Annotated in this window: 23 protein-coding genes; 11 read left to right on the forward strand and 12 right to left on the reverse strand. The window is 61.2% G+C overall.

Features of this window, described 5'->3' with window-relative positions:
- Nucleotides 1-170: 170 nt before the first annotated feature.
- The gene (locus tag AB7813_RS29400) at nucleotides 171-1,397 is read right to left on the reverse strand and encodes an ABC transporter substrate-binding protein (protein WP_120288995.1); all 1,227 of its coding nucleotides are present in this window, start codon (nucleotides 1,395-1,397) and stop codon (nucleotides 171-173) included.
- Between the two features lie 173 nt (nucleotides 1,398-1,570).
- Nucleotides 1,571-2,398: an enoyl-CoA hydratase/isomerase family protein gene (locus tag AB7813_RS29405; RefSeq protein ID WP_439063303.1), complete on the reverse strand. Its 828-nt coding sequence runs from the start codon at nucleotides 2,396-2,398 to the stop codon at nucleotides 1,571-1,573.
- 178 nt (nucleotides 2,399-2,576) lie between these two features.
- Here AB7813_RS29405 and AB7813_RS29410 point away from each other — a divergent pair, with 178 nt between their 5' ends.
- Together AB7813_RS29410 and AB7813_RS29415 are read left to right on the forward strand one after the other, a co-directional pair.
- Nucleotides 2,577-3,512, forward strand: coding sequence for an SMP-30/gluconolactonase/LRE family protein (locus tag AB7813_RS29410; RefSeq protein WP_068732201.1), 936 nt, complete (start codon nucleotides 2,577-2,579; stop codon nucleotides 3,510-3,512).
- Between the two features lie 70 nt (nucleotides 3,513-3,582).
- A complete protein-coding gene (locus AB7813_RS29415) occupies nucleotides 3,583-4,176 on the forward strand; it encodes a GNAT family N-acetyltransferase (protein ID WP_175367228.1) in 594 nt (197 codons plus the stop codon).
- A 3-nt stretch (nucleotides 4,177-4,179) separates the two neighbouring features.
- Here AB7813_RS29415 and AB7813_RS29420 read toward each other — a convergent pair whose 3' ends face one another.
- Nucleotides 4,180-4,758, reverse strand: coding sequence for a TetR/AcrR family transcriptional regulator (locus AB7813_RS29420; RefSeq protein WP_439063304.1), 579 nt, complete (start codon nucleotides 4,756-4,758; stop codon nucleotides 4,180-4,182).
- Nucleotides 4,759-4,961: 203 nt separating this feature from the next.
- On the opposite strand from AB7813_RS29420, the gene AB7813_RS29425 reads away from it, so the two are divergent.
- Nucleotides 4,962-6,101, forward strand: coding sequence for an MFS transporter (locus tag AB7813_RS29425; RefSeq protein WP_439063305.1), 1,140 nt, complete (start codon nucleotides 4,962-4,964; stop codon nucleotides 6,099-6,101).
- Nucleotides 6,102-6,104: 3 nt separating this feature from the next.
- Here the strand turns inward: AB7813_RS29425 and AB7813_RS29430 are convergent, their stop codons facing one another.
- From AB7813_RS29430 to AB7813_RS29455, 6 genes are all read right to left on the reverse strand, one after another.
- The gene (locus AB7813_RS29430; protein ID WP_093761149.1) at nucleotides 6,105-7,082 is read right to left on the reverse strand and encodes a PDR/VanB family oxidoreductase; all 978 of its coding nucleotides are present in this window, start codon (nucleotides 7,080-7,082) and stop codon (nucleotides 6,105-6,107) included.
- Nucleotides 7,083-7,093: 11 nt separating this feature from the next.
- Nucleotides 7,094-7,849 carry a GntR family transcriptional regulator gene (locus AB7813_RS29435; protein WP_093760616.1) on the reverse strand — a complete coding sequence of 252 codons (756 nt, stop codon included), beginning with the start codon at nucleotides 7,847-7,849 and terminating at the stop codon, nucleotides 7,094-7,096.
- Between the two features lie 4 nt (nucleotides 7,850-7,853).
- Nucleotides 7,854-8,903, reverse strand: coding sequence for an aromatic ring-hydroxylating dioxygenase subunit alpha (locus AB7813_RS29440; RefSeq protein WP_115033826.1), 1,050 nt, complete (start codon nucleotides 8,901-8,903; stop codon nucleotides 7,854-7,856).
- A gap of 193 nt (nucleotides 8,904-9,096) precedes the next feature.
- Nucleotides 9,097-9,939 (reverse strand): AAA family ATPase, encoded by an 843-nt coding sequence (locus AB7813_RS29445; protein WP_068732213.1) that lies wholly within the window; start codon nucleotides 9,937-9,939, stop codon nucleotides 9,097-9,099.
- A 94-nt stretch (nucleotides 9,940-10,033) separates the two neighbouring features.
- Complete coding sequence (locus AB7813_RS29450; protein WP_068732215.1) at nucleotides 10,034-10,276, reverse strand: GlsB/YeaQ/YmgE family stress response membrane protein; 243 nt, start codon at nucleotides 10,274-10,276, stop codon at nucleotides 10,034-10,036.
- 217 nt (nucleotides 10,277-10,493) lie between these two features.
- On the reverse strand, nucleotides 10,494-12,410 hold the full coding sequence (locus AB7813_RS29455) for a diguanylate cyclase (protein ID WP_439063306.1): 1,917 nt from the start codon (nucleotides 12,408-12,410) through the stop codon (nucleotides 10,494-10,496).
- 303 nt (nucleotides 12,411-12,713) lie between these two features.
- Here AB7813_RS29455 and AB7813_RS29460 point away from each other — a divergent pair, with 303 nt between their 5' ends.
- The 3 genes from AB7813_RS29460 to sseA all read left to right on the forward strand — a co-directional run bounded on the left by AB7813_RS29460 (nucleotide 12,714) and on the right by sseA (nucleotide 15,294).
- Nucleotides 12,714-13,895 carry a vWA domain-containing protein gene (locus tag AB7813_RS29460; protein WP_068732219.1) on the forward strand — a complete coding sequence of 394 codons (1,182 nt, stop codon included), beginning with the start codon at nucleotides 12,714-12,716 and terminating at the stop codon, nucleotides 13,893-13,895.
- On the forward strand, nucleotides 13,892-14,305 hold the full coding sequence (locus AB7813_RS29465; RefSeq protein WP_068732221.1) for a rhodanese-like domain-containing protein: 414 nt from the start codon (nucleotides 13,892-13,894) through the stop codon (nucleotides 14,303-14,305). Before AB7813_RS29460 ends, AB7813_RS29465 begins: the two co-directional genes overlap by 4 nt.
- A 134-nt stretch (nucleotides 14,306-14,439) precedes the next feature.
- Nucleotides 14,440-15,294 (forward strand): 3-mercaptopyruvate sulfurtransferase, encoded by an 855-nt coding sequence (gene sseA, locus AB7813_RS29470; RefSeq protein ID WP_439082811.1) that lies wholly within the window; start codon nucleotides 14,440-14,442, stop codon nucleotides 15,292-15,294.
- Nucleotides 15,295-15,306: 12 nt separating this feature from the next.
- Here the strand turns inward: sseA and AB7813_RS29475 are convergent, their stop codons facing one another.
- The gene (locus tag AB7813_RS29475) at nucleotides 15,307-16,101 is read right to left on the reverse strand and encodes a hypothetical protein (protein ID WP_439063308.1); all 795 of its coding nucleotides are present in this window, start codon (nucleotides 16,099-16,101) and stop codon (nucleotides 15,307-15,309) included.
- Nucleotides 16,102-16,459: 358 nt separating this feature from the next.
- Here AB7813_RS29475 and AB7813_RS29480 point away from each other — a divergent pair, with 358 nt between their 5' ends.
- Complete coding sequence (locus tag AB7813_RS29480) at nucleotides 16,460-17,635, forward strand: L,D-transpeptidase family protein (protein WP_439063309.1); 1,176 nt, start codon at nucleotides 16,460-16,462, stop codon at nucleotides 17,633-17,635.
- A gap of 80 nt (nucleotides 17,636-17,715) precedes the next feature.
- On the opposite strand, the gene AB7813_RS29485 is transcribed toward AB7813_RS29480, so the two are convergent.
- Both AB7813_RS29485 and AB7813_RS29490 read right to left on the reverse strand, forming a co-directional pair.
- Entirely contained in the window at nucleotides 17,716-18,675 is a 960-nt protein-coding gene (locus AB7813_RS29485) for a D-2-hydroxyacid dehydrogenase family protein (RefSeq protein ID WP_439063310.1), read from the reverse strand.
- 114 nt (nucleotides 18,676-18,789) lie between these two features.
- Complete coding sequence (locus tag AB7813_RS29490; protein ID WP_089267387.1) at nucleotides 18,790-18,996, reverse strand: hypothetical protein; 207 nt, start codon at nucleotides 18,994-18,996, stop codon at nucleotides 18,790-18,792.
- Between the two features lie 231 nt (nucleotides 18,997-19,227).
- Between AB7813_RS29490 and ettA the strand changes: the two genes are divergently transcribed.
- From ettA to AB7813_RS29510, 4 genes are all read left to right on the forward strand, one after another.
- The gene (ettA, locus tag AB7813_RS29495; RefSeq protein ID WP_089267386.1) at nucleotides 19,228-20,877 is read left to right on the forward strand and encodes an energy-dependent translational throttle protein EttA; all 1,650 of its coding nucleotides are present in this window, start codon (nucleotides 19,228-19,230) and stop codon (nucleotides 20,875-20,877) included.
- Between the two features lie 13 nt (nucleotides 20,878-20,890).
- Nucleotides 20,891-21,661 (forward strand): trans-aconitate 2-methyltransferase, encoded by a 771-nt coding sequence (gene tam, locus AB7813_RS29500; protein WP_089267385.1) that lies wholly within the window; start codon nucleotides 20,891-20,893, stop codon nucleotides 21,659-21,661.
- Between the two features lie 107 nt (nucleotides 21,662-21,768).
- Nucleotides 21,769-22,395: a TIGR00645 family protein gene (locus AB7813_RS29505; RefSeq protein WP_439063311.1), complete on the forward strand. Its 627-nt coding sequence runs from the start codon at nucleotides 21,769-21,771 to the stop codon at nucleotides 22,393-22,395.
- A gap of 14 nt (nucleotides 22,396-22,409) precedes the next feature.
- Nucleotides 22,410-23,645, forward strand: a complete 1,236-nt coding sequence (locus AB7813_RS29510; RefSeq protein ID WP_439064595.1) for a lytic murein transglycosylase — start codon at nucleotides 22,410-22,412, stop codon at nucleotides 23,643-23,645.
- Nucleotides 23,646-23,659: the final 14 nt, after the last annotated feature.

The raw sequence follows: 23,659 nt of genomic DNA on the forward strand, positions 1-23,659 counted from the left end.
TCCTCTAACGTTTTGTATGCCCGCGGTGCGGTCCATCTGAGTGGACCGTCGATCGCCGCGGCTTGCGTCGAGTATGCACGATTGAGGAGAGCGGGCCAGCAACGAGAGCGCGTGGCTCAGCACGCGTGCGTCCCCTCTGGCTCAGGAGAGGGGACGCCGGAGCGTATCGCTTACGAGTTCTTCTCGCCGGACATCAGCGGTCCGAACAGCTCCCAGCTTTCGCCCTTGAACCGCTGCATCTGAAGTTGCTCCAGCGGGCTGAAGTCGGTCGGGCTGGTCTTGATCTTGGTGCCCGGCAGATAGATGCCGATCTCCATGTTCAGGCTCGCCGCCTGCTTCATGATGTTTTCGCGCGTGAGGTCGTCGCCGCATTGCTTGAGCACCTGGACGATACCCTGCGAGACGCCGTAGCCGAACACGGTGGCGCCGTCTTCCTTGTCGCCTTCGGGATAGTACTTGTCCATGAAGGCCGACCATTCCAGCATGCCGGGATCGTTCTTCCATGTTGGATCCTTGGGATCCTTCATATAGGCCGCGCTGAGCACGTCCTGCGAGTTGGCATAGCCCGCGGGCTTCATCACGCTGCCGACAGATGCCGAGACATTGGTGACGATGTGAACGGGCTTCCAGCCCATCTCGCCGACCTTCTTGATCGCCTGTGCAGCGAATTTTGGCGTGGCGATGTTGATGAAGACATCCGGATTGGCTGCCTTGATCTGCACGATCTGTGAATCCACCGTTGGTGACGCCGTCTCATAAGGCACCTCGGAGACGATGTAATCTTTGACCTTATCGCCGAACCCCTCGTGCAGTCCGATGATGTAATCCTTGCCGAAGTCGTCATTGGCATAGAGCACGCCGACTTTCTTGCCGGGATGATTCTTCATGATGTATTGCGCGTAGATGCGCGCCTCGGCCTGGTAGCTCGGCTGCCAGCCCATGGTCCAAGGGAAGTTCTTCGGATCGGCCCATTTCGCGGCGCCCGTCGAGACGAACAGCTGCGGCACCTTCTTGGTGTTCATGTATTTCTGGATCGCCGTATTTCCTGGCGTGCCGAGCGGGTTCATGATGAACAGCACTTCGTCATTCTCGACCAGCTTGCGCGCTTGCTCCACCGTCTTCGGCGGGCTGTAGCCGTCGTCATAGCTGATGAAGGTGATCTTGCGGCCATTGATGCCGCCCTTCTCGTTGATCATCTTGAAATAGGCAGCCTCGGTTTTTCCGATCGTCGCGTAGGAGGACGCCGGGCCACTATACGGCATGATGTTGCCGATCTTGATCTCGGTATCGGTGGCGCCAGTATCGTACTTCTTCTGCGCGTGGCTTGCGGTGGACGTAAGCGCTACGACAACGCCGGCGAGCAAAGTCACTCGCAGAACTTTCCAGTCATGCTGCATGGTCAAGTGTCCTCCCTGTGGCTCGATCAACCGCATCGGCCCGTCTATGCAGGTTTTTGTGATGCGGCTCGAATGCCGGGAGTATGCACCAAGCCCTGAAGTTGGAAAGCTGACTTAATCAGCAAAGCATGACGCGGCGCACAACACCGCGTCGATATGTTTGTGCGTCGCGCTCACTCACCGGTGAATTTGGCTGGGCGCTTCTCGAGAAACGACGCCATGCCTTCGCGGAAATCCGCTGTGCGAAACAGCGGCAGCAATTGCAGGAACACGTGATGGACGTGGTCGCCAAAGCTCTCGGACAGACCTGAGCGCATCATGCGTTTGGCAGCCTGCACTGCGAGCGGCGCATTGGCGGCAATCTCGGCCGCCACTGCATTGGCGCGCGTCATCAATTCCGCATCATCAACCACCTCGTTGGTAAGGCCCATTTCGAGGCTTTCGCGCGCCGACAGTGTGCGGCCTGTGAAGATCAGCTCGGCTGCCTTGGCCCAGCCAATCATCCTCGGCAGAAACCAGGTGCCGCCGGATTCAGGCACCACGCCACGTTTCACGAAGGCCGCGGCGAATTTGGCACTCTCCGCCATGATGCGCATGTCGCAGCCGAGCGCGACGTCCATGCCATAGCCGGCAGCGGCGCCATTCATGGCGCATATGGTAGGCTTCTCCATGTTGAACATCACGATCGGGGGCGCGGTCTTGAGATCGAGCGTGGTGCGGTTGTTGTTGGCGTCATTGGCGGAGCCGATGCCGGTGCCCTTGGTGGCGCTGGCCATGTCGAGCCCGGCGCAGAAGGCGCGGCCGGTGGCCGTCAGGATCACCACGCGGACTTCGGGATCAGCGTCCGCTTTCAGGAACAGTTCGCTGAGCTGCGACAGCATCTCGCGTGAGATCGTGTTCAACCGTTGCGGGCGATTGAGCGTGACGGTCGCGATGCCATGGGCGACAGAGTAGAGCACCTCTTCATCGGCTTCAGGCGCAACTGCGGTGTCGGTCGGCATCGGTTTCCTCGGACTTTCACGTTATCGTTGATTGCAGCTAAAGCCGAATGGAAATTCCACGCAAGTGGCCATGCATTTGCGCGGCTTGGCAGCGCCGGACATGTTTGCTCTACTTTCGTCACGCTGCGTCGCCCACCCAGGGGGCGATAACAAACCAAGAAAATGTCAGGGAGTTTCCATGTCCAGTCCCAACATCCGCGTCCTCGCCACCGATCTCGCATTCCCCGAAGGCCCGGTGGTGATGCCGGACGGCTCCGTCATTCTGGTCGAGATCCGTGCGCAGCAACTGACGCGGGTGTGGCCCGATGGCCGCAAGGAAGTGGTCGCGAAAATCCCGGGTGGCCCGAACGGCGCTGCGCTCGGTCCGGACGGCAAGATGTATCTCTGCAACAATGGTGGCTTCAGCTGGGCGGCGTCGCGCGGCGCCATCATGCCTGGCGCGCCGGAGCCGCATGAATATATCGGCGGCTCGATCCAGCGCGTGGACCTCTCTAACGGCAAGGTCGAAACCCTGTTCGACAAATGCGGTGCGCATCCGCTGAAGGGGCCGAACGATCTGGTGTTCGACAAGCAGGGTGGGCTCTGGTTCACCGATCTCGGCAAGCGTCGCCATCGCGACATGGATGTCGGCGCGTTCTATTACATGAAGCCGGGTGCCACCGAAGTCGTCGAAGGGCATTTCGGCATGTTGCCGGCCAACGGCATCGGCCTGTCGCCGGACGAGAAGACCGTCTATGTGGCCGAGACGCCGACGGCGCGGTTGTGGGCCTTCGACGTCGGCGCGCCGGGCGAAGTGAAGCCGAGCGAGGTGATCTATCGCGGCGAGCGCGGCCGTCCCATCGCGGGCCTTGGCGGCTATCAGATGTTCGATTCTCTCGCGGTTGAAGCCTCCGGCAACGTCTGCGTCGCAACGCTGGTCAGCGGCTGCATCTCGGTGATTGCGCCGGATGGAAAATTGGTGGAACAGATACAAACTGGCGACCGCGTCACCACGAATATCGCATTTGGCGGCCCCGAGCTGAAGACGGCCTATATCACGCTGTCGGGCAAGGGCGAGCTGATCGCAATGGATTGGCCGCGCGGTGGCTTGCCGCTCAATTTCTTGAACAAGTAGCCCGAGCGCGATCAGCAAAAGTGGAAGCCGGTTTTGCGTCCGATCGCGCGTCTAGAACGAAGGAAGACCGATGCCGTGGCTTGAACCCGTTACGCTCTCTGGCCCTCACGCCCGGCTCGAACCTCTTGCCAAAGATCACTGCGATGGTCTGATCGAGGCCGCCAAGTCAGGCGACCTTTCGAAGATCTGGTACACGGCGATTCCGACGCCCGAAAAGATGAGCGCCGAGATTGACCGTCGGCTCGCTCTGCAGGCATCAGGCGCGATGCTGCCATTCACGGTGAAGGATGCCGACGGCAAGATCGCCGGCATGACGACCTATATGAATGTCGATGCCGCCAACCGCCGGGTCGAGATCGGCTCGACATGGTATGGCAAGTGGGTGCAGCGCACCGCGCTGAACACCCAGTGCAAGCTCCTGTTGCTCGGGCATGCGTTCGAGAAGCTGGATTGCATCGCGGTGGAATTCCGCACGCATTTCTTCAACCACCAGTCCCGTCGTGCCATCGAGCGGCTCGGCGCCAAGCAGGACGGCATCCTGCGCAATCATCAGATCGCGCCGAACGGCACGCTGCGCGACACGGTTGTCTATAGTATCTTGCCCGGCGAATGGCCGACGGTGAAGGCGCATCTGACCTATCAGCTGGACGAGAAGCCGCGCTGACGATCAGACGGCGGTGCGTCGCTTGCGGGCTGGCGGATAAATCCGGTCAATCAGGCGATTGCAATAATCGGGTGTCGGTATCTGTTCGCTGAATAGCGCGCGATAGATGATCGGCGCCACCACATGGTCAATCACCTCGTCGATGTCGAAGGGCGTCTCGCCGCGCGCTTTGGCGCGTGCGTTAAGGGTGGTGAGGTGATCGCAGGTGAAGCCCGCGCAGGCGCTGGGCAGTCCCTCCTTCAGTCCCGACAACACGTCCCGCATCAAGGCCTGGCCGACTGGGGACGACATCTCTTCGGCATATTGCTCGATGAAGGCGCGGAGATCGGTTTCGACCGCACCAGTGTCGTCGGGATCTGCGATCGGCCGCAGCCGCGCCACGGCGACGTCGGCGAGCAGCGCGGAGAGATCGCCCCAGCGCCGATAGATGGTCGACGGCGTCACGCCAGCCTCGGCAGCGATTTGCGGCACGGTGATCTGGTTTCGGGTGGAAAGAGCCCCCAATTTGCGGACAGCATCATGCACGGCGCTCTGTATCCGCGCGCTGCGCCCACCAATCCGGACTCGTTCCTTCACCGTCACATCGGTCTCCCACGGTCGCACATGTGCAAAAAACTGAGATTCTTAACGCAAAATATTTGCATTAAGCTCTCGGGCGACCTAGATGCCTAATGCAATTACTTAGCTTTTAGGAATGAGCTATGCAAGGCAGTGCCGAAAAGACGTGTGTTTCCAATGCTCAAGCATCACCAGCCAGAACCGGTTGGGTGTTGAAGCCATCGGCCATGACGGCATTCAGTTTTGCCGGGGCCGCGCTGGTCGCGGCCAGCAGCAGCGCGGTGACGCCGCTGTACCGGCTCTACCAACAGTCGATGCACCTCTCGCCGCTGATGATCACGCTGGTGTTTGCGGTCTATGCGATCAGCCTGCTGGCCGCGCTGCTGACAGTCGGCGGCCTGTCCGATTATGTCGGACGCCGTCCGGTCATTCTCGGCGGTCTGTTGCTGAATGCTATCGCAATGGTGCTGTTCTCCTATGCCAGTGATGTCGGGCAATTGATCCTCGCGCGTGCCGTGCAGGGCCTGTGCGTCGGCACGGCGACAACGGCATTGGGTGCTGCGATCCTCGATACTGACCGCAAGCGTGGACCGCTCCTCAACAGCGTGACCGCCTTTCTTGGCCTGATGGTCGGCGCGCTCGGCGCGGCGGCGCTCGTCACCTTCGCGCCCGATCCGCTGCATCTGGTTTATGAGGTTCTATTCGCGCTGACGGCTGTGATGATTGTGCTGCTGTTCGTGATGCCCGAGACCGTGTCGCGCAAATCGGGAGCGCTGGCCTCGCTGCGGCCGCATGTGCGCGTGCCCAGCCAATCGCGCGCCGCGCTGCTGCGCGTTGCACCGGCCACCGTCGCCACATGGGCGTTGGGCGGCTTCAGTCTGTCCTTGATGCCCACGGTGGTCGCAACAACGATGGGCGTCTCCGCGCCTTGGGTCGGGGGCGTCGTGGTCGCGACCCTGATGCTGGCTGCAGCACTGACCGTGGCCGCCCTTCGGCAGCTTCCGGCGCAGCGGTTGCTGGTGATTGGCACGGCCGCGCTGTCGCTGGGCGTCTTCGTCTCGCTGCTCGGCATCTGGCAGCACAGCGTTGCGATGCTGTTTGCCGGTTCGGTGATCGCAGGTTTCGGCTTCGGCGCGTCCTTCGCCGGCTCGCTGAGCACGCTGCTGCCGACCGCCGAGGCGCATCAGCGCGCCGGTTTGCTGGCGGCGTTCTATGTGTTGTCCTATCTGGCCTTCAGCCTGCCGGCACTCGCTGCAGGTGTGGCTGTGCCATATGCCGGACTGGCCGTCGTGGCCTATGTCTATGGCGCCGTGGTCATCGTGCTCGCGATCATTTCGATGATTGCGTCGCTGCGCGGTGAACGCTGACGGTCAGACAGCGTCCGGCTGATACAACGTATCCACCGTCACCGTGCCGACGACGCGCGAGACGCAGGGACAGATCTTCGTATTGCCGCTCTTTTGGTGATCGCTGAAGAACACGTCGCGATGATCGATTTCGCCGTCGATGGCGAGGACATCGATGGCGCAGACGCCGCATTCGCCGCGTTCGCAGTCCGACATCACCTCGAAGCCGGCCTCGTTGAGCGCTGCTAGCATCGAGCGGCTTTGCGGCACCACGATCTCGGCACCGCTATCCTTCAGCCGGACGCGGAATTCCGTGGTCGGCAGGAGACCACTGGAGCCGAATGTTTCATAGCGCAGATCAGCGGGCGCGCGTCCGGCGGCGTTCCATTCGCGCCGGGCCGCTTCCAACATGCGCATCGGGCCACAGAGGATGACGATGGCATCGGGAGGCAGGGCGCCAAAGGTCGCGGTGAAATCCAGTCGAGCACCTTCATGGCTGGCGTGCACCGTCAGGCGGTCGCCGAGCAACGTCGATAGTTCATCGAGATAGGCGGCTTCGCTGCGAGCCTTCACTGCATAGTGTAGCTGCAGATCGATGGCTTTGCTGTGGAGCGCTGCGGCAATGCCGGTGATCGGGGTGATGCCGATGCCGCCGGCGATCAGGCAGTATGTCCCACGATTCCAGTCGATGTCGTAGAGCGATGACGGGCTGGAGATCTCCAGCCGCGCGCCGACTTGCAGTGCCCACATGGCTTTGGAGCCGCCGCGGCTATCCGGTGCCAGCCGCACAGCGATACGCAGCAACTCGTTGCTGCGTCCTCCCACCAGCGAATAGGATCGCGTCTGTGGCTGGCCGTCGATCAGGAGGCTGACATTAATATGGCTGCCGAGAGGGTAGGACGGCAGCGGTGTATCCGGCTTCAGTGTGATCTCGCGAATGTTCGGCGCCACATTGCGCGTGGCCTCGACGCGGCATCCCATCCAGTGTTCTGCAAAACGCATGAAGGTCTCCGTCAATCCGCCGGTGTCGAGGTCAGCAATGCCAGTGCAGGCAGCAGGTCGAGATGATTGCGATTGCGCAGTGCCAGCCGCAGATTGCGCACGGCAAGCCGCGCGTGCTCACGCATGATCGCCTCGGCGCGCGCACCTTCGCGATTCTCGATGGCGTCGACGACGATGCGGTGATGTTCCTGGCCGATCAGCAGGATGTTGTGCGCTTCCGGCAGCGCTGACTGCGCCATCACGAAGGCGCTGGGCGAGGCAAAGGGCATCGCCGAAACACGATCTATCTGCCGGATCACCGGCGCGCTGCCGGAGAGATCGGTCAGCAGCGCATGGAAACGGGCGTTCATGGTGACATAGGCAGAGAAGGCTTCCACGGAGATCGGATCCTGCCGCACCAGTTGATCCAGATCCGACAGACATTCTTTCAGTGGTTCAAGGTTGCGGGCGCTGGCGCCGCGCTCGGCGGCGAAGCGGGCTGCGAGGCCTTCCAGCGTACCGCGCAGTTCGATGGAGTCGAGAATGTCGCGCTCGGAAAACGCCTTCACCATGAAGCCGCCGGAGGGGATCGCCTGCAGCAGACCCTCATCTTCCAGACGCACCAGTGCGAGGCGCACCGGCGTGCGCGAGACGCCGGTGATTTCCACAGCCTGCAATTCGCTGATGCGCTCGCCCGGGCGCAGCGTGCCGGACAGGATCATGTCGCGCAGTGCGAGCTGCGCACGCACGGTCTGCGAGACGGAGCGTTCGGTATCGCGTTCGCTCATGATTTTACTCTGCCGCCTGCAGTTTGGGTGGCGTAGTTTCCTTTGCCACCATGCGGTCGATCACCCGTCGGCACCACATGGCACCGGCATCGATATTGAGGTTGTAAAATACGCGGTCCGGATTCTCGGTCATCGCCTTCTGCTGCGCTTCGAGAATGATCTCGTCCTCGCGGAAAATACCCGCGACGCCTTCGCGGATTTCCGTGGTGATCTTCTGTTCGGTGATGCGGTGGTTGCGTACAAAGGCCCAGAAATAGTGGCAGGTGGTCTCGGTTTCCGGCGTCATGGTGTTGAGCACGAAGCCGTTGACGCCCTGCGAGCGATCGCCTTCCGGTGCGCCGGTTCCGGCCGGTGCGACGCCGACGTCGATATTCACCGTGCTCGGCGCCTGGAAGTGGATGATCTGCCAGCGATCGACGGGGCCAGGCTTGCGCAACTGCGCGGCCCAGAATGGCGGCGCTTCGATGCCCTTCATCCAGCGCGTCACGGTGACGGTCTTGTCGCCATGGGTAACATCGAAAGGAGATTCAGCGACGTCGTCCTGACCGATGCTGGAGCCGTGCACGAAGGTCTCGTGGGTGAGATCCATCAGATTGTCGACCACGAGGCGGTAGTCGCACTTCGCGTGAATCGTCTTGCCGTCGCCGGCCCATTCCGGATCGTCATTCCAGTGCATGTCCGGCACTAGTGCCGGATCTGCCAGCGCCGGGTCGCCCATCCACAGCCAGATGAAGCGATGCCGCTCGACCACGGGATAGGAGCGCACGCAGGCGGAGGGATTGATGGTCTCCTGCGAGGGCATAAAGGTGCAGCGGCCTTGCGCGTTGTATTTCAGGCCGTGATAGCCGCAGACCACCGTGTCGCCCTCGAGACGTCCCTTGGACAGCGGCACCAGCCGGTGCCAGCAGGCATCCTCCAGCGCGCTGACGCCGCCATCGGAGCGTCGATAGATCACCACATGCTTGCCGCAGATCGTGCGCGGAAAAAGCTGGTGCTTGATGTCGGCATCCCAGGCGGCGGCGTACCAGGCGTTCAGCGGGAATGAAGCGGGCATCGTATTCCTCCGTGGCGCAGTTCTTGAGTCCTGTTTGTATACAGGGATGGCGTTTGAAGGGACGATATCTCAATAGAACGGGGATTAGAACCAGTTTATGTATACTGAAATTGGAAAATATCTCTGGAATAGGTATTAAAAAACCGCCCCTGAGGGCGGTTTTTCGTGAAGGCTGTATACCTCGATGGTGGGATCAGACTTCCCGTCTGTTCAAAAACGCCAGCCGCTCGAACAGGTGCACGTCCTGCTCGTTCTTCAGCAGCGCGCCGTGCAGCGGCGGAATCAGCTTGCGCGGGTCGCGCTCCCGCAGCATCTCCGGCGACATATCCTCATTGACCAGCAGCTTCAGCCAGTCGAGCAGTTCCGACGTCGATGGCTTCTTCTTGAGGCCGGGCACATCGCGCACCTCGAAGAAAATACGCATCGCTTCGGCGACGAGGCGATGCTTGATGCCGGGGAAGTGGACCTCGACGATCTGGTTCATGGTGTCGATGTCGGGGAACTTGATGTAGTGGAAGAAGCAACGGCGCAGAAACGCGTCGGGCAATTCCTTCTCGTTGTTCGATGTGATCATCACGATCGGGCGCTTTGCCGCCTTGATGGTCTCGCCGGTCTCGTAAACATGGAATTCCATGCGGTCGAGCTCGAGCAGAAGGTCGTTCGGGAATTCGATGTCAGCCTTGTCGATTTCGTCGATCAGCAGCACCGGTCGCTCTGCATGGGTGAAAGCTTCCCACAGCTTGCCGCGCTTGATGTAGTTGCCGATATCCGAGACGCGGGGATCGCCGAGCTGGCTGTCGCGCAGGCGCGAGACGGCATCGTATTCGTACAGGCCCTGCTGCGCCTTTGTGGTCGACTTGATGTGCCAGGTCAGCAGCGGTGCGCCCAGCGCCTTGGCGACTTCTTCGGCCAGTACGGTCTTGCCAGTGCCCGGCTCGCCCTTCACCAGCAGCGGGCGTTCGAGCACGATAGCGGCATTGACCGCGACCTTGAGATCATCGGTCGCGACATAGTTTTCGGTGCCGGTAAATTTCATGGAGACTTTGCCTTGTTCTTCTTGTCGCGCGGACGCGCGCCGCCGAAAATGATGGGAATCGCGGTAGGCGATCGCAGAGTGAGGGGATGCGACGTTAGCGCCGGATCAGCGACAGGATGACGAGCACGATCACCGCGCCGATGGTGGCGTTGATGATGTCGCGGATCGCCCCGACGCCAAGGCTCACACCCAATCGCGGCAGCAGCCAACCAGCGACCAGTGCGCCGATGATGCCGATTACGATATTGCCGAGCAGGCCGAAGCCGGCACCACGAACGATCAACCCGGCCAACCAGCCGGCAATGGCACCGATCAGCAATGCTGCGAGAATTCCCATGGATCAATCCTTCGCGGGCGACATCAAGTGACGCGCCATTCCTGTTGTGATCATCAGCCGTCGGCCAATTTGGCCAGCCGGCACGTTTCCGGGCGAAGTTTAATTGAATTATTGGTCAGGTCCAGCCACCATTCCGGGCACTTCGCGGGACCTTTTGCGATGACGAAGAACATATCATGGCGGGGAAAAGCCGGGCGGTCTGGCGGCAATTGGCGGATCAGCCGTTGTGAGAAAAGCCCGCGCTGAAATATTCGCGTTGCAGCGCCGAATTGGCGACAACGCAATCTCGACCACGTCGTTTGGCCTCGTAAAGCGCCAGATCGGCCTCGCCGACCAGGACGGCTTCGTTCGAGGTCAGGCTGTTCCGGCTAGCGACGCCGACGCTGATCGACAGGTGGCCACGGGTTGATGCCATATTTGGAATCTCCAATGCCCTGACTCGAAGACGCAGGGCTTCCGCGATAGTGATCGCATCGGCCTCGGATACGTCCGGCAAAACGATGGCGAACTCCTCGCCGCCATAACGTGCGGACAATGCCGGCGTATTGATCGTGGCATCGGCAATGACGGCCGCGACGCGTTTGAGGCATTCGTCGCCGGCCTGGTGGCCGTTGCTGTCATTATAGCCCTTGAAGTTGTCGACATCGATCAAAAGCACCGACATCTCGTCGTGCTGCTCAAAGACGCGGCGCAGAAAGCCGTCGAGTGTGCGGCGGTTGGCGAGCCCCGTCAGCCCGTCAGTGGTCGCGAGTTCTGCGAGCTTTGTATTCAACGACGTCAACTCGTCCTGCATGCTTTTTCGAAGGGTGACGTCGCGCAGCACGCCTACGATTTCGACCTTGTCGCGATCGATCTCGCGGGTGGCCAGTTTGAAGTTAACCTCCACCCAAGCGAGTGAATGGTCGTCACGATAAGTTCGAAAAATCACGGTGCGGTTCGCTGTGAGATCTTTCAATTGCGCGCTGGCCGCCTTCACGGCTTCCACATCCTCGGGGTGCACCAGTTCGAAGCAGGAGCGCCCGAGCAGATCTTTCGGATTATGCCCCAAAACGAATTCGACCGAATGCGAGACGAAGACGATATTTCCAAAGCGATCGAGCAGGATAATAACATCGGCGATGTTGTCGGCGAGCAGGCGATAGCGGGACTCGCGCTCGCGGAGCGCGTGTTCCATGTTGAGCCGGAAGCGAAACTGGGTCGATAGCAGGGCGGCGAGCAGGATCACGGTGCAGAGCAGGACTGAAGCAACGATAACGTCGGAGAGCAGATTGCTCTTCCATATCGCCAACACCTGATCTTCCGGAATCGCGACTGTGACGATCAGCGGATACTGCGTGGTTTGCTCGTAGCTGAAATATTTGGTGATGCCGTCGAACGGCGAATCGATCTTGTAGAAGCCTGCCAGACTCTGTTTCAGACGGGTCTGAATGAGCTGAGTTCCGGAGAGGTCCTTCCCAACTTCCATCGATGGCCAGTGAATCAGCAGTATGCCGTCGCTTCGGATCAGGCTGATGCCGCCGCTCTCGCCGATCTGGAATGTTTTGTAGAAATCGCTGAAGTACTGGTTGTCGATCGCGCCCGTCAGTACACCTTTGAAGCTGCCGTCGGGGCCGTCGATCCGCTTCGACAGGATGATTGATGTACGGCCGGTTAGCCGCGACGTGATGGGGGCGTTGATCCTGATATTGGAGTCGGTGTGGTCGCGATGATAAATGAAATAGTCGCGGTCGGAGTTATTGTGCGTTGGCGTTTCCGGCAGCGAGGAATAGCGCCAGTTCCCAAGCGTATCGAATACACCGATTTCGCGCAGCTGTGGCAGTGCATTCGCCGTGTTGGCCAGAAACGTGTTGAAGCGATCCGGCTGCGGGTTTTGGTACTTCAGCAGATCCGCCATCCCGCTCATGGCGATGTCGATGGCCTGTATCGAGCGCGAAGCATGTTCGACCAGCGAATGTGCGAGGTTTCGACTGTCGGTTTCGCTTTGCGCCAATACGGTCTGGCGGGCATCGAGCGCCTTCCAGACGACAAGCCCGAGCACGCACGCGCTCATCGCCAGCACGAACAGCGTGACGATCACACCCGGCGCGGAGAGTCGGCTCGGCGAACTGCTGGTCAGTGTCGTGGGTACGGTCATTCGTTTCAATGTTGACAGCAAAACAGGCCATCACCATGGCCGTCGTTGCTTTCACGATAGCTAAGAATGCCCGCCGATGGCGGGACACCGCGCTGCGTGGTTACTGACGCCGGAATTGTTGAAACAAATACCTGCAATCTGACAACGATTGCTTCACCATGCCGCGGAGCGGAATTCGCCCCAGTTTGACTGACAAATCTCGCTTATTTCGGATGTGCGCCGCGATGGCGAGCCACGGAGCTGTGTAGGCTTCTACCACATCCGGCCCTTGACGGACGCGGGTGGTCGGGCAATCTGTCAATCATGTTCTTGCAATTCTTCACATCGCTGCGCGATGCACAGGTCCCGGTGACCCTGCGCGAATATCTCACGCTGATGGAGGCGCTCGACGCCGACCTCGCTGATCAGTCGGTGGAGAATTTCTATTATTTGTCCCGTGCAGCGCTGGTGAAGGACGAGCGCAATCTCGACAAGTTCGATCGGGTGTTCGGCACGGTCTTCAAGGGGCTTGAGAGCCTGCTCGACGCCATGGAAAAGGCGGAGATTCCCGCCGAGTGGCTGAAGAAGCTCGCCGAGAAATATCTTACCGAGGAAGAGAAGAAGCAGATCGAGGCCATGGGCTGGGACAAGCTCATGGAAACTCTGCGGAAGCGCCTTGAAGAGCAGAAGGAACGCCATCAGGGCGGCAACAAATGGATCGGCACCGCCGGGACCTCACCGTTTGGCGCCGAAGGCTACAATCCCGAAGGCATCCGTATCGGGCAGGAGAAAAGCCGCCACCGGCGCGCGGTGAAGGTCTGGGACAAGCGCGAGTTCAAGGATCTCGATGGCAATGTCGAGCTTGGCATCCGCAATATCAAGGTGGCGCTGCGCCGTCTGCGCAAGTTTGCCCGCACCGGTGCGCCGGATGAACTCGATCTCGACACCACGATTCGGGAGACCGCCAATCACGGCTATCTCGACGTCCATATGCGGCCGGAACGGCGCAATGCGGTCAAGGTGCTGGTGTTCTTCGATATCGGCGGATCCATGGATTCGCATATCGAGCAGGTCGAGGAATTGTTTTCGGCGGCGAAGAGCGAATTCAAGCACATGGAGTATTTCTACTTCCACAACTGCCTCTATGAAGGCGTGTGGAAGCAGAACAAACGCCGCTTCACGGACCGCACGCCGACTTGGGACGTGCTGCACAAATATGCCCATGACTACAAGATCGTGTTCGTCGGCGACGCCTCGATGTCGCCTTACGAGATCATGGTGCCCGGCGGTTCGGTCGAACATGTGAACGAAGAGTCCGGCTCGGTCTGGCTGGAGCGCATCACGCAGACCTATCCGAATGCGGTGTGGCTCAATCCCGTCGCCAAGCGGCACTGGGACTACTCGGAGTCCACGACCATCATTCGCCGGCTGTTCTCGGAACGGATGTATCCGCTGACGATTGAAGGTCTCGAAGGTGCAATGAAGGAACTGGTGCGAAAAGCATGACGCAGACGATTACCCGCGGCTACAAGGCGCTGCTCGACGAAGCTAACGCGCAGATCGAGACCATGAGCGTCGAAGATGTGATGAAAGCGGCGGAAAGCCCGGATGTGGTTATCGTTGATATCCGCGATCCCCGCGAGATCGAACGCGAAGGCAAGATCCCCGGCTCGTTCTCCTGCACCCGGGGCATGCTAGAGTTCTGGATCGATCCCGAAAGCCCCTATGGCAAGCCAATCTTTCAGGAAGACAAGAAGTTCATCTTCCATTGCGCCAGTGGCTGGCGCTCGGCGCTGGCTGCCAAGACCGCGGCCGATATGGGCTTGAAGCCGGTGGCGCATCTGGGCGGTGGCTTCACCGCCTGGCGCAATGCAGGCGGCGCGGTCGAGAAGGTCGAGCCGAAGGCGTCGAAGTAGTCGATATTTGTCGTCATTCCGGGGCGCGCGTAGCGATAGCTGCGGGCGAACCCGGAATCTGGAGATAGCTTAACACCGCGAGATTTCGGGTCTGCGCAAGAGCGCGTCCCGGAATGACAGAAGAAAGAAACAGCATGACATCCACAGATCCTCTCGTCTCGACCGAATGGCTCGCCGCGCATCTCGGCGATCCCAAGGTGAAGGTCATCGATGCGTCGTTCAAGATGCCAGGCGTGCTGCCGCTGCCGGTTGATGATTATCTGGCGGCACACATTCCCAGCGCTGTGTTCTTCGATGTCGATGCGGTCTCCGATCACTCTGTGTCGCTGCCGCACATGTATCCGGCTGCCGACCAGTTTGCGCGCGATGTCGGTGCGCTCGGCATTTCCTCCGATGATACGGTCGTCGCCTATGATGCGGGTGGCTGGGTCGCGGCGCCGCGGGCGTGGTGGATGTTCCTCTCTTACGGCCACGCCAATGTGAAGGTGCTCGATGGCGGGCTGAAGAAGTGGAAGGCCGAAGGCCGTGCGACGGAAACCGGAAAGTCGTCACCGAAGACTGGCACGTTCAGCGCCACGCTCGACAAGTCGTACGTCCGCAGCAAGGCGCAGGTCGTTGCCAATCTGGATTCGCGCAAGGAGCAATTGATCGATGCGCGTGCCGCCAATCGCTTCGAGGGAAGTGTCCCTGAACCGCGCGCGGGCATTCGCTCCGGTCACATCCCCGCCAGTCGCAACCTGCCTTACAACCTGTTGTTCGACGCCGCGACCGGCACGATGAAGCCGCTCGAAGAATTGCGCGAAGCCTTCACCGGCACGGGGCTCGATCTGGACAAGCCCATCGTCACCACATGTGGCTCGGGCGTATCTGCGGCGGTGTTGACGCTGGCGCTTTATCGTCTCGGCGTGCGCGGTTCAGCGCTCTATGACGGCTCGTGGTCGGAATGGGGGCAGCCCGACGGTCCGCCCGTCGAGACCGGACCGGCGTAACCGGGGTCGAGGTCAGCGCGCGACCGGCAATCCGAACGGGTCGGTTGGCTGTGGTGCAGCGGCCGCCATAGGCCTGGCGGCCACACGCCGCTTTTTGACGACGATGCGCTTCTTCACGATCTTCTTGGCGGGTTCTGCAGCAGGCTTCGCTTTCGGCAGTGGAACCGACTCGGTATCGACGGGCGGTCCGCCCAGCGTCGCAATTTTCGTCGAAGACAATTTTGCGTCGTCATCGGTCAGCGTCGCCGTCGGCTGTGACCCCGCTACAACCTCTGCGGCGGCGGCTGGTGCAGGAACGGTGGCAGCCTCGGGAGGAGGGGCAGCGACTGGTTCGACGAAGGTCGCTGGTGCGACGGCAACCGTCGTTAGAGGTTCCCGCTCTTCGATCTTCGTTGTTTCCGACTTCGCTGCAACTTCAGGCTTCGGCGTCGCCGCCACCGGGGCAGTAATCTCGACAGCCGCTGTGGCCGGCGTCGACGGGGGTGCGGCGGTCTCGGGTAAGGCGATCTTTTCCGGCTCCGCAGGAGCCGCGATGGGGGGCTCTTGTTCTGCCGCCGAGGTTACGGAGACCGCTGGTGGCGCGACAGTCTCAGGGGTGGGGGCTGCTGCCTCGACGCGCAGCATGGCCAATGTCGGCGGAGCTTCGACGGGCGGCTGCGCAAAGACGGTCGGCGCCGCGCGCCTGGTCGGAATGGTCGCGAATTCCTGATGGGCAGAGCGCAGCAGGGCTGCGGCACCAAGGCCGAAGACCACCAACGAGACTGTGAGCAGGACGGCTGCGAACAGAAATCGGAAACCCGGAAGCATGAATGGCAGTTCCGCCTTCGGACAGACCGTGGAAGGCTTTCGAACGACGGGGACGCGGTGACAACACTGGAAGCGGCCCGTTCCGCAGAATCGGCTGCCGCCAAAGCGTCGCGAATCAGGACCGTTTGAGGATAACGCACGGCCTCAGGAACCGTTTGTTAAAAAGTGAGATGCACAACTGAGGACGCATTCCTGAGCAGTGATTTCAGCGGGGGTGAGGCAAGATAGCCACGCCGGCGTGCGATCTCGCGAATATGACCGAAATGGGAAGCTTTTTTCCGGAATTGTCTTGAATGCGCCGCTATCCTGCGCGATCTCACAGCATGTTCCGGTTTTTGCTTGAGCTTATACAAGGGCAATGATGATCAAGCGTGTTTTGACGACATTGGCGACCGTGGCTCTCGGTAGCGTCGCGGGTCATTCGCTCGCGGTCGCGCAGGGCTATCCTGTGGGCATGCCAAGCGGCTACTCGATTCCGGCCGACCCCAACTATCCCCCGGGCGGCTATCCGGCCAATTCACGCGCCGATCGCGCACTGGACGCCATGCCGGATTTTGATGCGCTCGACGAAGATGACGCGCCGCCCTCTCGCGGTGGCCGGCCGATGACGGGGCTGTCCGCGCCCGGAATTGCGCCCCAGAGCCCGGTGATGTCTCCGGATGATCCGCGCTACGGTCGCCCTGCTGGTGCTGCCCCGGTTTATTCCGATCGCGCCATGCCGCAGGGCCCGGTGATGTCGCCGGACGACCCGCGTTACGGCCGCCCGATGGCGCCGCCGGTGGTGTATTCGAACCGCGGCAATGGCGATGGCGCAATGCGTCCGCCTGAAGGCATGGGCGGGCAGGGTGCCCCTGTGACCGGCTCGGTGCAGGGACAGGGTCTGGGCGCCAATGGCAGCTCCGTGATGGTGGCTTCATTGCCTCCGGAAGATCAGCCGGAAACCGGTCCGGCGCAGTTGCCGCCGCAGTTCCGCCGGCAGGAAGTGAATTTCGTGACGAAGGAGCCTGCGGGCACCATCGTCGTCGATACGCCGAACTTCTATTTGTACTATGTGCTCGGCAACAACCGCGCGATGCGCTATGGCGTCCGTGTCGGCCGCGATGGTTTCACCTGGAACGGTGTGCAGAAGATCACTCGCAAGGCGGAGTGGCCGGATTGGCATCCGCCGACCGAGATGATCGAGCGTCAGCCCTATCTGCCGCGCTTTATGGCGGGTGGCGAAGGTAATCCGCTCGGTGCCCGCGCGATGTATCTCGGCTCGACGGTCTATCGTATTCACGGCACCAACCAGCCGTCGACTATCGGCAAGTCCGTGTCGTCGGGCTGCTTCGGCATGCTCAACGACGACGTCTCGGATCTGTTCGAGCGCGTCAAGGTCGGCACCCGCGTGGTGGTGATGCCAGGCAAGGCTCCGGCAACGACCGCCTCCGCGCAGCCCGTGCCCGGTCCGAGCGCCAGCGCCGCGCCGGCGCCGCTGCCCGGTACCCAGCCGACATCGGTTCAGCCGCTACCGGCCCCGGTCAGCATTCGCTGATTTCTTTCAGCTGATTTCGAGAAAACGGGCGCCGTGTGATCACACGGCGCCCGTTTTCTTTTGCGCTGTGAGCGCTTGCGTCAGTTGAGCTTGCGGACGGGGGCGCTGTTCAACCAGCCGCCGATGCCCTCGATCATCTCCGCATAGATCCGCTCGTAGTTTTCCGCGGTGACATAACCGAGATGCGGCGTGATCACGACATTGTCGAGCTTGCGCAGCGGGCTGTCGAGCGGCAGCGGTTCATGGGAATAGGTGTCGATACCTGCACCGGCAATTTTCCCGGCCTGCAAGGTCTCGAGCAGCGCGACTTCATCCACGATCGGGCCGCGTGCTGTGTTGATGAGATAGGCTGTCGGTTTCATCCGCGCGAGATCCACCCGTGACACCAATCCGCGTGAGCGATCACTCAGCACGAGGTGGATCGTAATGATGTCGGCCTGAGCGAACAGTTCTTCTTTGGTGGCATAGGTCACGCCGGCTTTTTCGCAGGCCTCGGGCGTCAGATTGGTGCTCCAGGCAATGGTCTTCATCCCAAGCGCGCGGCCGATGCCGGCGACCTGGCTGCCGAGCTTGCCGAGGCCAATGATTCCCAGCGTCTTGCCTTCGATGTCCTCGCCGACGGTAACCTGCCAGGGCTTGCCGGCCTTCATGCGTGCGTTTTCAAAGCCGATCTTGCGGGTCAGTTCCAGCATCAGGCCGATGGTCAGGCCGGCCGTCGGATTGCCCACCATCGCGGTACCGCAGACGGTGACGTCATGAGCCTTCGCGGCCTCGAAATCGATCGCGGCATTGCGCATGCCGGAAGTGATCAGCAGCTTGAGTTTCGGCAGCGCCTCGAACATCGCGCGGGGAAACGGCGTCCGCTCGCGCATGGCGCAGATGATTTCGAAATCCTTCAGCGCTGCAGCCGCTTCGTCCGCTGAGGCGAACGGCTTGTCGAAGACGGTGATCTCAATGCGGTCGGCGAGTGCGCTCCAGTCACCAAGCGTCAGGGCCACGTTCTGATAGTCGTCGAGAATTGCACAGCGCAGCCGCGTCATGGGATCGTCCATCCGGTGTGGTGATGACGGTGTTGAAGCCGTCAGGGGATGGACACATTGCGCGCCTCGCGGGCGTGCGCAAGCGTCTGCATCGTCGGCGGCAGTGCGATCAGCTTAATGTGAGGGCGGGACCGGCGCGGACGGGTCCTTGGCGCGACAGGCGGGGCCCGGGCCGCGCATGTAATGCTGCTCGGGCCGGTAAGGATCGAAGGCGGCGACGAAGAACAGCTGCCAGAACGTCCGGATTTCGTGGAGTAGGCCTGGGCGCGCCGCGCGGGTTTCGGCGGCGGCTGGAGAGGGGACTGATGTAGTGATCGCCATGACGAGGCTCCGCCTGTCTGCCCGCGACTTCAGTCGCGAGGGGCATGATTGATCGCCCTGGGAGCACTCTTGGCGGAAGTCGTTAAAAAGCGGTTTTAATTGTCACAACGGCTGCCTCGAAGAAGTGCAGAGTTACCAAATCCTTAAGACCCCCGGTTGCCCTTTCGGGGCCACGCCGCTACATCAGCGACAACCCATTTTTCACGCCCGCGACGGTTTTCAAGGATCACGATGGCTCGCCAATTCGTCTACTTCATGCAGGGTCTGACCAAGGCCTATCCGACCCGCAAGGTGCTGGATAACGTCCATTTGTCGTTCTACCCGGACGCCAAGATCGGCGTGCTCGGTGTCAACGGCGCTGGTAAGTCGACGCTGCTCAAGATCATGGCGGGCCTCGACAAGGAATACACCGGCGAGGCCTGGGTCGCGCAGGGCGCGCGCGTCGGCTATCTCGAACAGGAACCGCAGCTCGATGCGTCTTTGAACGTCCGCGAGAACGTCATGCTTGGCGTCGCCAAGCAGAAGGCTGTTCTCGATCGCTACAACGAGCTGGCGATGAACTACTCGGAAGAGACCGCCGACGAGATGACCAAGCTGCAGGACGAGATCGAGGCGCAAGGCCTCTGGGATCTCGACAGCAAGGTTGACCAGGCGATGGACGCGCTGCGTTGTCCGCCTGACGATGCCGACGTCACCAAGCTCTCCGGTGGTGAACGCCGCCGCGTCGCGCTCTGCAAGCTGCTGCTCGATGCACCCGAACTGCTGCTGCTCGACGAACCGACCAACCATCTCGACGCCGAGTCCGTCTCATGGCTGGAAGGCCATCTGCGCAACTATCCCGGCGCGATCCTGATCGTGACCCACGATCGCTACTTCCTCGACAACGTGACGTCCTGGATTCTCGAACTCGATCGCGGCCGCGGCATTCCCTACGAGGGCAACTACTCGTCCTGGCTGGTGCAGAAGCAGAAGCGTCTGGCACAGGAAGGCCGCGAGGACGCAGCCCATCAGAAGACGCTGGAACGCGAGCAGGAGTGGATCGCCTCGTCGCCCAAGGCCCGTCAGGCCAAGTCGAAGGCGCGCTACCAGCGCTATGACGAGCTGCTCAAGAAGGCCAGCGAGAAGCAGACCCAGGGTGCGCAGATCACCATTCCGGTGGCCGAGCGCCTCGGCGACAACGTCGTCGACTTCGAAGGCCTCACCAAGGCCTATGGTGATCGCGTGCTGATCGACGATCTGACCTTCAAGCTGCCGCCCGGCGGTATCGTCGGCGTCATCGGCGCCAACGGTGCCGGCAAGACGACGCTGTTCAAGATGATCACCGGCCAGGAGAAGCCCGATAGCGGCACGATCACCGTCGGCGAGACCGTTCATCTCGGTTATGTCGATCAGTCGCGCGATGCGCTCGACGGCAAGAAGACCGTGTGGGAGGAAATCTCGGGCAATAACGAACTGATCCTGCTCGGCAAGAAGGAAGTCAATTCGCGCGGCTACTGCTCGTCGTTCAACTTCAAGGGCGGCGATCAGCAGAAGAAGGTCGGCGCATTGTCGGGCGGTGAACGCAACCGCGTGCATCTCGCCAAGATGCTGAAGTCCGGCGCCAACGTCCTGCTGCTCGACGAACCGACCAACGACCTCGACGTCGACACGCTACGCGCGCTGGAAGAGGCGCTGGAAGACTTCGCCGGTTGCGCCGTGATCATCAGCCATGACCGCTGGTTCCTCGACCGTATCGCGACCCATATGCTCGCTTTCGAAGGTGACAGCCACGTGGAATGGTTTGAGGGCAACTTCCAGGACTACGAGAAGGACAAGATGCGTCGTCTCGGGCAGGATTCGATCATCCCGCATCGCGTGAAATACAAGAAACTGACGCGCTGAGGAGAACTCTCAAATGGCCGACTGGAGCGCGCAGCAGTATCTGAAGTTCGAGGACGAGCGAACCAGGCCGGCACGGGATCTGCTCGCGCAGATTCCGCTTCTCGATGCCCGCAAGGTCGTCGACATCGGCTGCGGACCCGGCAACTCGACGGAGCTTCTGGTCAATCGCTGGCCGCAAGCATCGGTCATCGGTGTCGATACGTCGGCCGATATGCTGCGGCAGGCGCGGGAACGGCTGCCCGCGCAGACGTTCATCGAGGCCAATATCGCCCATTGGGTGGCGCCGGCCGGCTCCGATGTCTTGTTTGCCAATGCCGTGTTTCAGTGGGTGCCGGATCACATCAAGCAGCTGAAGCGTCTTGTCGGTGCCTTGCCTGACGGTGGCGTGCTGGCCGTGCAAATGCCGGATAATCTCGACGAGCCCTCGCACATCCTGATGCGCGAGGTCGCCTATCTCGAGCCGTGGCGCGCGCAGCTCTCGAAGGCTGCGGAGCTGCGCGACTCGCTGCCGAAGCCCGGGGCCTATTACGATGCGCTGCAGCCGCTGTGTTCGCGGGTCGAGATCTGGCACACCGTCTACAATCATGCGTTGGCCGATGCCGCCGCGATCGTGGAATGGGTGAAGGGCACCGGGCTGCGTCCGTTCGTCGATCCGCTGGAGCCGCCGGAGCGCAAGGCTTACATCGCTGAGTATACCGCGCGCATCGCCGCCAGCTATCTGCCGCAGGCGGATGGCAAGGTTCTGCTGAAATTTCCGCGGATCTTCATTGTCGCTGTCAAATAGCTGATGCGGCCAGTTGCCGCGCATTCACGACATCATCGCGTCCAGAACGCGCCGCTATAAGATCGGCGCTTCCATTGCATTCCGATTCGACCCATAGCGAGCCCCCCATGTCCATGACGCCCGAAACGCCATTGCCGCCCAGAGGAAAAGGCGGGGCGATGCGACCGATTCCGGCGCTGATCTTTGGCTCGCGCTGGCTGCAGCTGCCGCTCTATATCGGCCTGATCGTGGCGCAGTGCGTCTATGTCGTGCTGTTCCTCAAGGAACTCTGGCATCTGATCGCGCACTCGTTCGACTTCAGCGAACAGCAGATCATGCTGGTCGTGCTGGGCCTGATCGACGTTGTGATGATCTCCAACCTGCTGGTGATGGTGATTGTCGGTGGCTACGAGACCTTCGTGTCGCGGCTCAATCTGAACGGCCATCCGGATGAGCCGGAATGGCTCAGCCACGTCAATGCCAGCGTGCTGAAGATCAAGCTGGCGATGGCGATCATCGGCATCTCCTCGATCCATCTGCTGCGCACCTTCATCGAGGCCGGCAATCTCGGAAGCACCAGCGCGCGCACGACGAACTACACCGAGGTGGGCGTGATGTGGCAGACCATCATCCACATCGTGTTCATTCTCTCGGCCGTTGGCATCGCCTATGTGGACAAGCTCTCGAACGGAGTTGTTCCGCATTCGTCAGAAAACGGTCACGGCAAGCAGGGCCATGGAGGCCACGCGCATTGAAATTGAAGCCGGGCATGTGGACGACACTGCGACCGCTCTCAGTCGTCGTCATCCTGTGCCTGATAATCGGGCCGGTTCCGTTGCTTGCTGCACCTGACGCCGGCTTCACCACCTTCATTGCTTCGCTCTGGCCTGAAGCCCAACAAGCGGGCGTCTCGCGCAAGACCTTCGATGAGGTCACGCGCGGGCTGGAGCCGGACTACAAGCTTCCGGATCTCATTCTGCCCGGCCGTCCTGCGACTGGCGCGCCGTCGCAGGCGGAATTCGTGCAGGTGCCCGCGGATTATGTGAAGGAAGCCAGCATCATCCGGCTGGCCGGCGAAGGGCAGCGGCTGCTGCAGAAGCATCGCGCGACACTCACCGCCATCGAGCAGCGCTTCGGCGTGCCGGCAACAATCATTCTGGCGATCTGGGGGCGCGAGACCGATTACGGTCGGTATGCGTTGCCCTATGACGGCATTCGCGTGCTGGCGACGCAAGCCTATGTCGGTCGCCGCAAGGACCAGTATCGCGGCGAGTTCATCGCGGCACTGAAGCTGATCGAGCGCGGCGACGTATCGCGCAAGGATCTGCGCGTGTCCTGGGGCGGCGCGACGGGGCTCACGCAATTCCTGCCGTCGGAACTGGATAAGCACGGCGTCGATTTCGACGGCGACGGCCGTGTCGATATCTGGAAGTCGGTGCCGGATGCGCTGGCATCAGCGGCGCAGCAACTCACGAACAAGGGTTGGCAGCGCGGTCTGCGCTGGGCCTATGAAGTGCGTGCGCCGGCCAATGCCGACTGTACGATGGGTGTGCCAGAAGTCACCCGGCCGATTGGGGAGTGGATTCGTGCCGGCTTCATTCCGGTCCGTGGCGAGAAGCTCAGCGCGGCGGAGCAGGCGCAGCCCGCATCACTGCTGCAGCCGGAGGGGATCTATGGCCCGGCCTTCCTGACGACGAAGAACTATTTCGTCATCAAGGAATACAATTTTTCCGATCTCTATGTGCTGTTCGTCGGCCATCTCAGTGATCGAATGGCCAATGCGCAACCATTTGCAACGCCGTGGTCGGCTTCGAACCAATTGCGCAGCACCGATATCGAGGCCATGCAGCGGCATCTGACGAAGCTTGGTCTCTATGCCGACAAGATGGACGGCAAGGCCGGCATGAAGACGCGTGCCGCGCTCGGCGCCTATCAGAAGTCAGCGGGCCTCAAGGTCGATTGCTGGCCCAGCGAGACGGTGTTGCGCGCGATGAACGCGAGATAGTTCGAGATCGAAGT

The sequence above is a fragment of the Tardiphaga sp. 20_F10_N6_6 genome (assembly GCF_052076045.1).
GTDB lineage: Bacteria > Pseudomonadota > Alphaproteobacteria > Rhizobiales > Xanthobacteraceae > Tardiphaga > Tardiphaga robiniae.

Excerpts from the sequence above, each read along its gene's own strand:
- AB7813_RS29410 (WP_068732201.1), top strand. The coding sequence starts at position 2,577 with ATGTCCAGTCCCAACATCCGCGTCCTCGCCACCGATCTCGCATTCCCC.
- AB7813_RS29450 (WP_068732215.1), bottom strand. The coding sequence starts at position 10,276 with ATGGGAATTCTCGCAGCATTGCTGATCGGTGCCATTGCCGGCTGGTTG.
- AB7813_RS29455 (WP_439063306.1), bottom strand. The coding sequence starts at position 12,410 with ATGACCGTACCCACGACACTGACCAGCAGTTCGCCGAGCCGACTCTCC.
- AB7813_RS29405 (WP_439063303.1), bottom strand. The coding sequence starts at position 2,398 with ATGCCGACCGACACCGCAGTTGCGCCTGAAGCCGATGAAGAGGTGCTC.
- sseA (WP_439082811.1), top strand. The coding sequence starts at position 14,440 with ATGACATCCACAGATCCTCTCGTCTCGACCGAATGGCTCGCCGCGCAT.
- AB7813_RS29400 (WP_120288995.1), bottom strand. The coding sequence starts at position 1,397 with ATGCAGCATGACTGGAAAGTTCTGCGAGTGACTTTGCTCGCCGGCGTT.
- ettA (WP_089267386.1), top strand. The coding sequence starts at position 19,228 with ATGGCTCGCCAATTCGTCTACTTCATGCAGGGTCTGACCAAGGCCTAT.
- AB7813_RS29435 (WP_093760616.1), bottom strand. The coding sequence starts at position 7,849 with ATGAGCGAACGCGATACCGAACGCTCCGTCTCGCAGACCGTGCGTGCG.
- AB7813_RS29490 (WP_089267387.1), bottom strand. The coding sequence starts at position 18,996 with ATGGCGATCACTACATCAGTCCCCTCTCCAGCCGCCGCCGAAACCCGC.
- AB7813_RS29460 (WP_068732219.1), top strand. The coding sequence starts at position 12,714 with ATGTTCTTGCAATTCTTCACATCGCTGCGCGATGCACAGGTCCCGGTG.
- AB7813_RS29475 (WP_439063308.1), bottom strand. The coding sequence starts at position 16,101 with ATGCTTCCGGGTTTCCGATTTCTGTTCGCAGCCGTCCTGCTCACAGTC.
- AB7813_RS29425 (WP_439063305.1), top strand. The coding sequence starts at position 4,962 with ATGACGGCATTCAGTTTTGCCGGGGCCGCGCTGGTCGCGGCCAGCAGC.
- tam (WP_089267385.1), top strand. The coding sequence starts at position 20,891 with ATGGCCGACTGGAGCGCGCAGCAGTATCTGAAGTTCGAGGACGAGCGA.
- AB7813_RS29445 (WP_068732213.1), bottom strand. The coding sequence starts at position 9,939 with ATGAAATTTACCGGCACCGAAAACTATGTCGCGACCGATGATCTCAAG.
- AB7813_RS29415 (WP_175367228.1), top strand. The coding sequence starts at position 3,583 with ATGCCGTGGCTTGAACCCGTTACGCTCTCTGGCCCTCACGCCCGGCTC.
- AB7813_RS29440 (WP_115033826.1), bottom strand. The coding sequence starts at position 8,903 with ATGCCCGCTTCATTCCCGCTGAACGCCTGGTACGCCGCCGCCTGGGAT.
- AB7813_RS29480 (WP_439063309.1), top strand. The coding sequence starts at position 16,460 with ATGATGATCAAGCGTGTTTTGACGACATTGGCGACCGTGGCTCTCGGT.
- AB7813_RS29505 (WP_439063311.1), top strand. The coding sequence starts at position 21,769 with ATGTCCATGACGCCCGAAACGCCATTGCCGCCCAGAGGAAAAGGCGGG.
- AB7813_RS29430 (WP_093761149.1), bottom strand. The coding sequence starts at position 7,082 with ATGCGTTTTGCAGAACACTGGATGGGATGCCGCGTCGAGGCCACGCGC.
- AB7813_RS29510 (WP_439064595.1), top strand. The coding sequence starts at position 22,410 with ATGTGGACGACACTGCGACCGCTCTCAGTCGTCGTCATCCTGTGCCTG.
- AB7813_RS29465 (WP_068732221.1), top strand. The coding sequence starts at position 13,892 with ATGACGCAGACGATTACCCGCGGCTACAAGGCGCTGCTCGACGAAGCT.
- AB7813_RS29485 (WP_439063310.1), bottom strand. The coding sequence starts at position 18,675 with ATGACGCGGCTGCGCTGTGCAATTCTCGACGACTATCAGAACGTGGCC.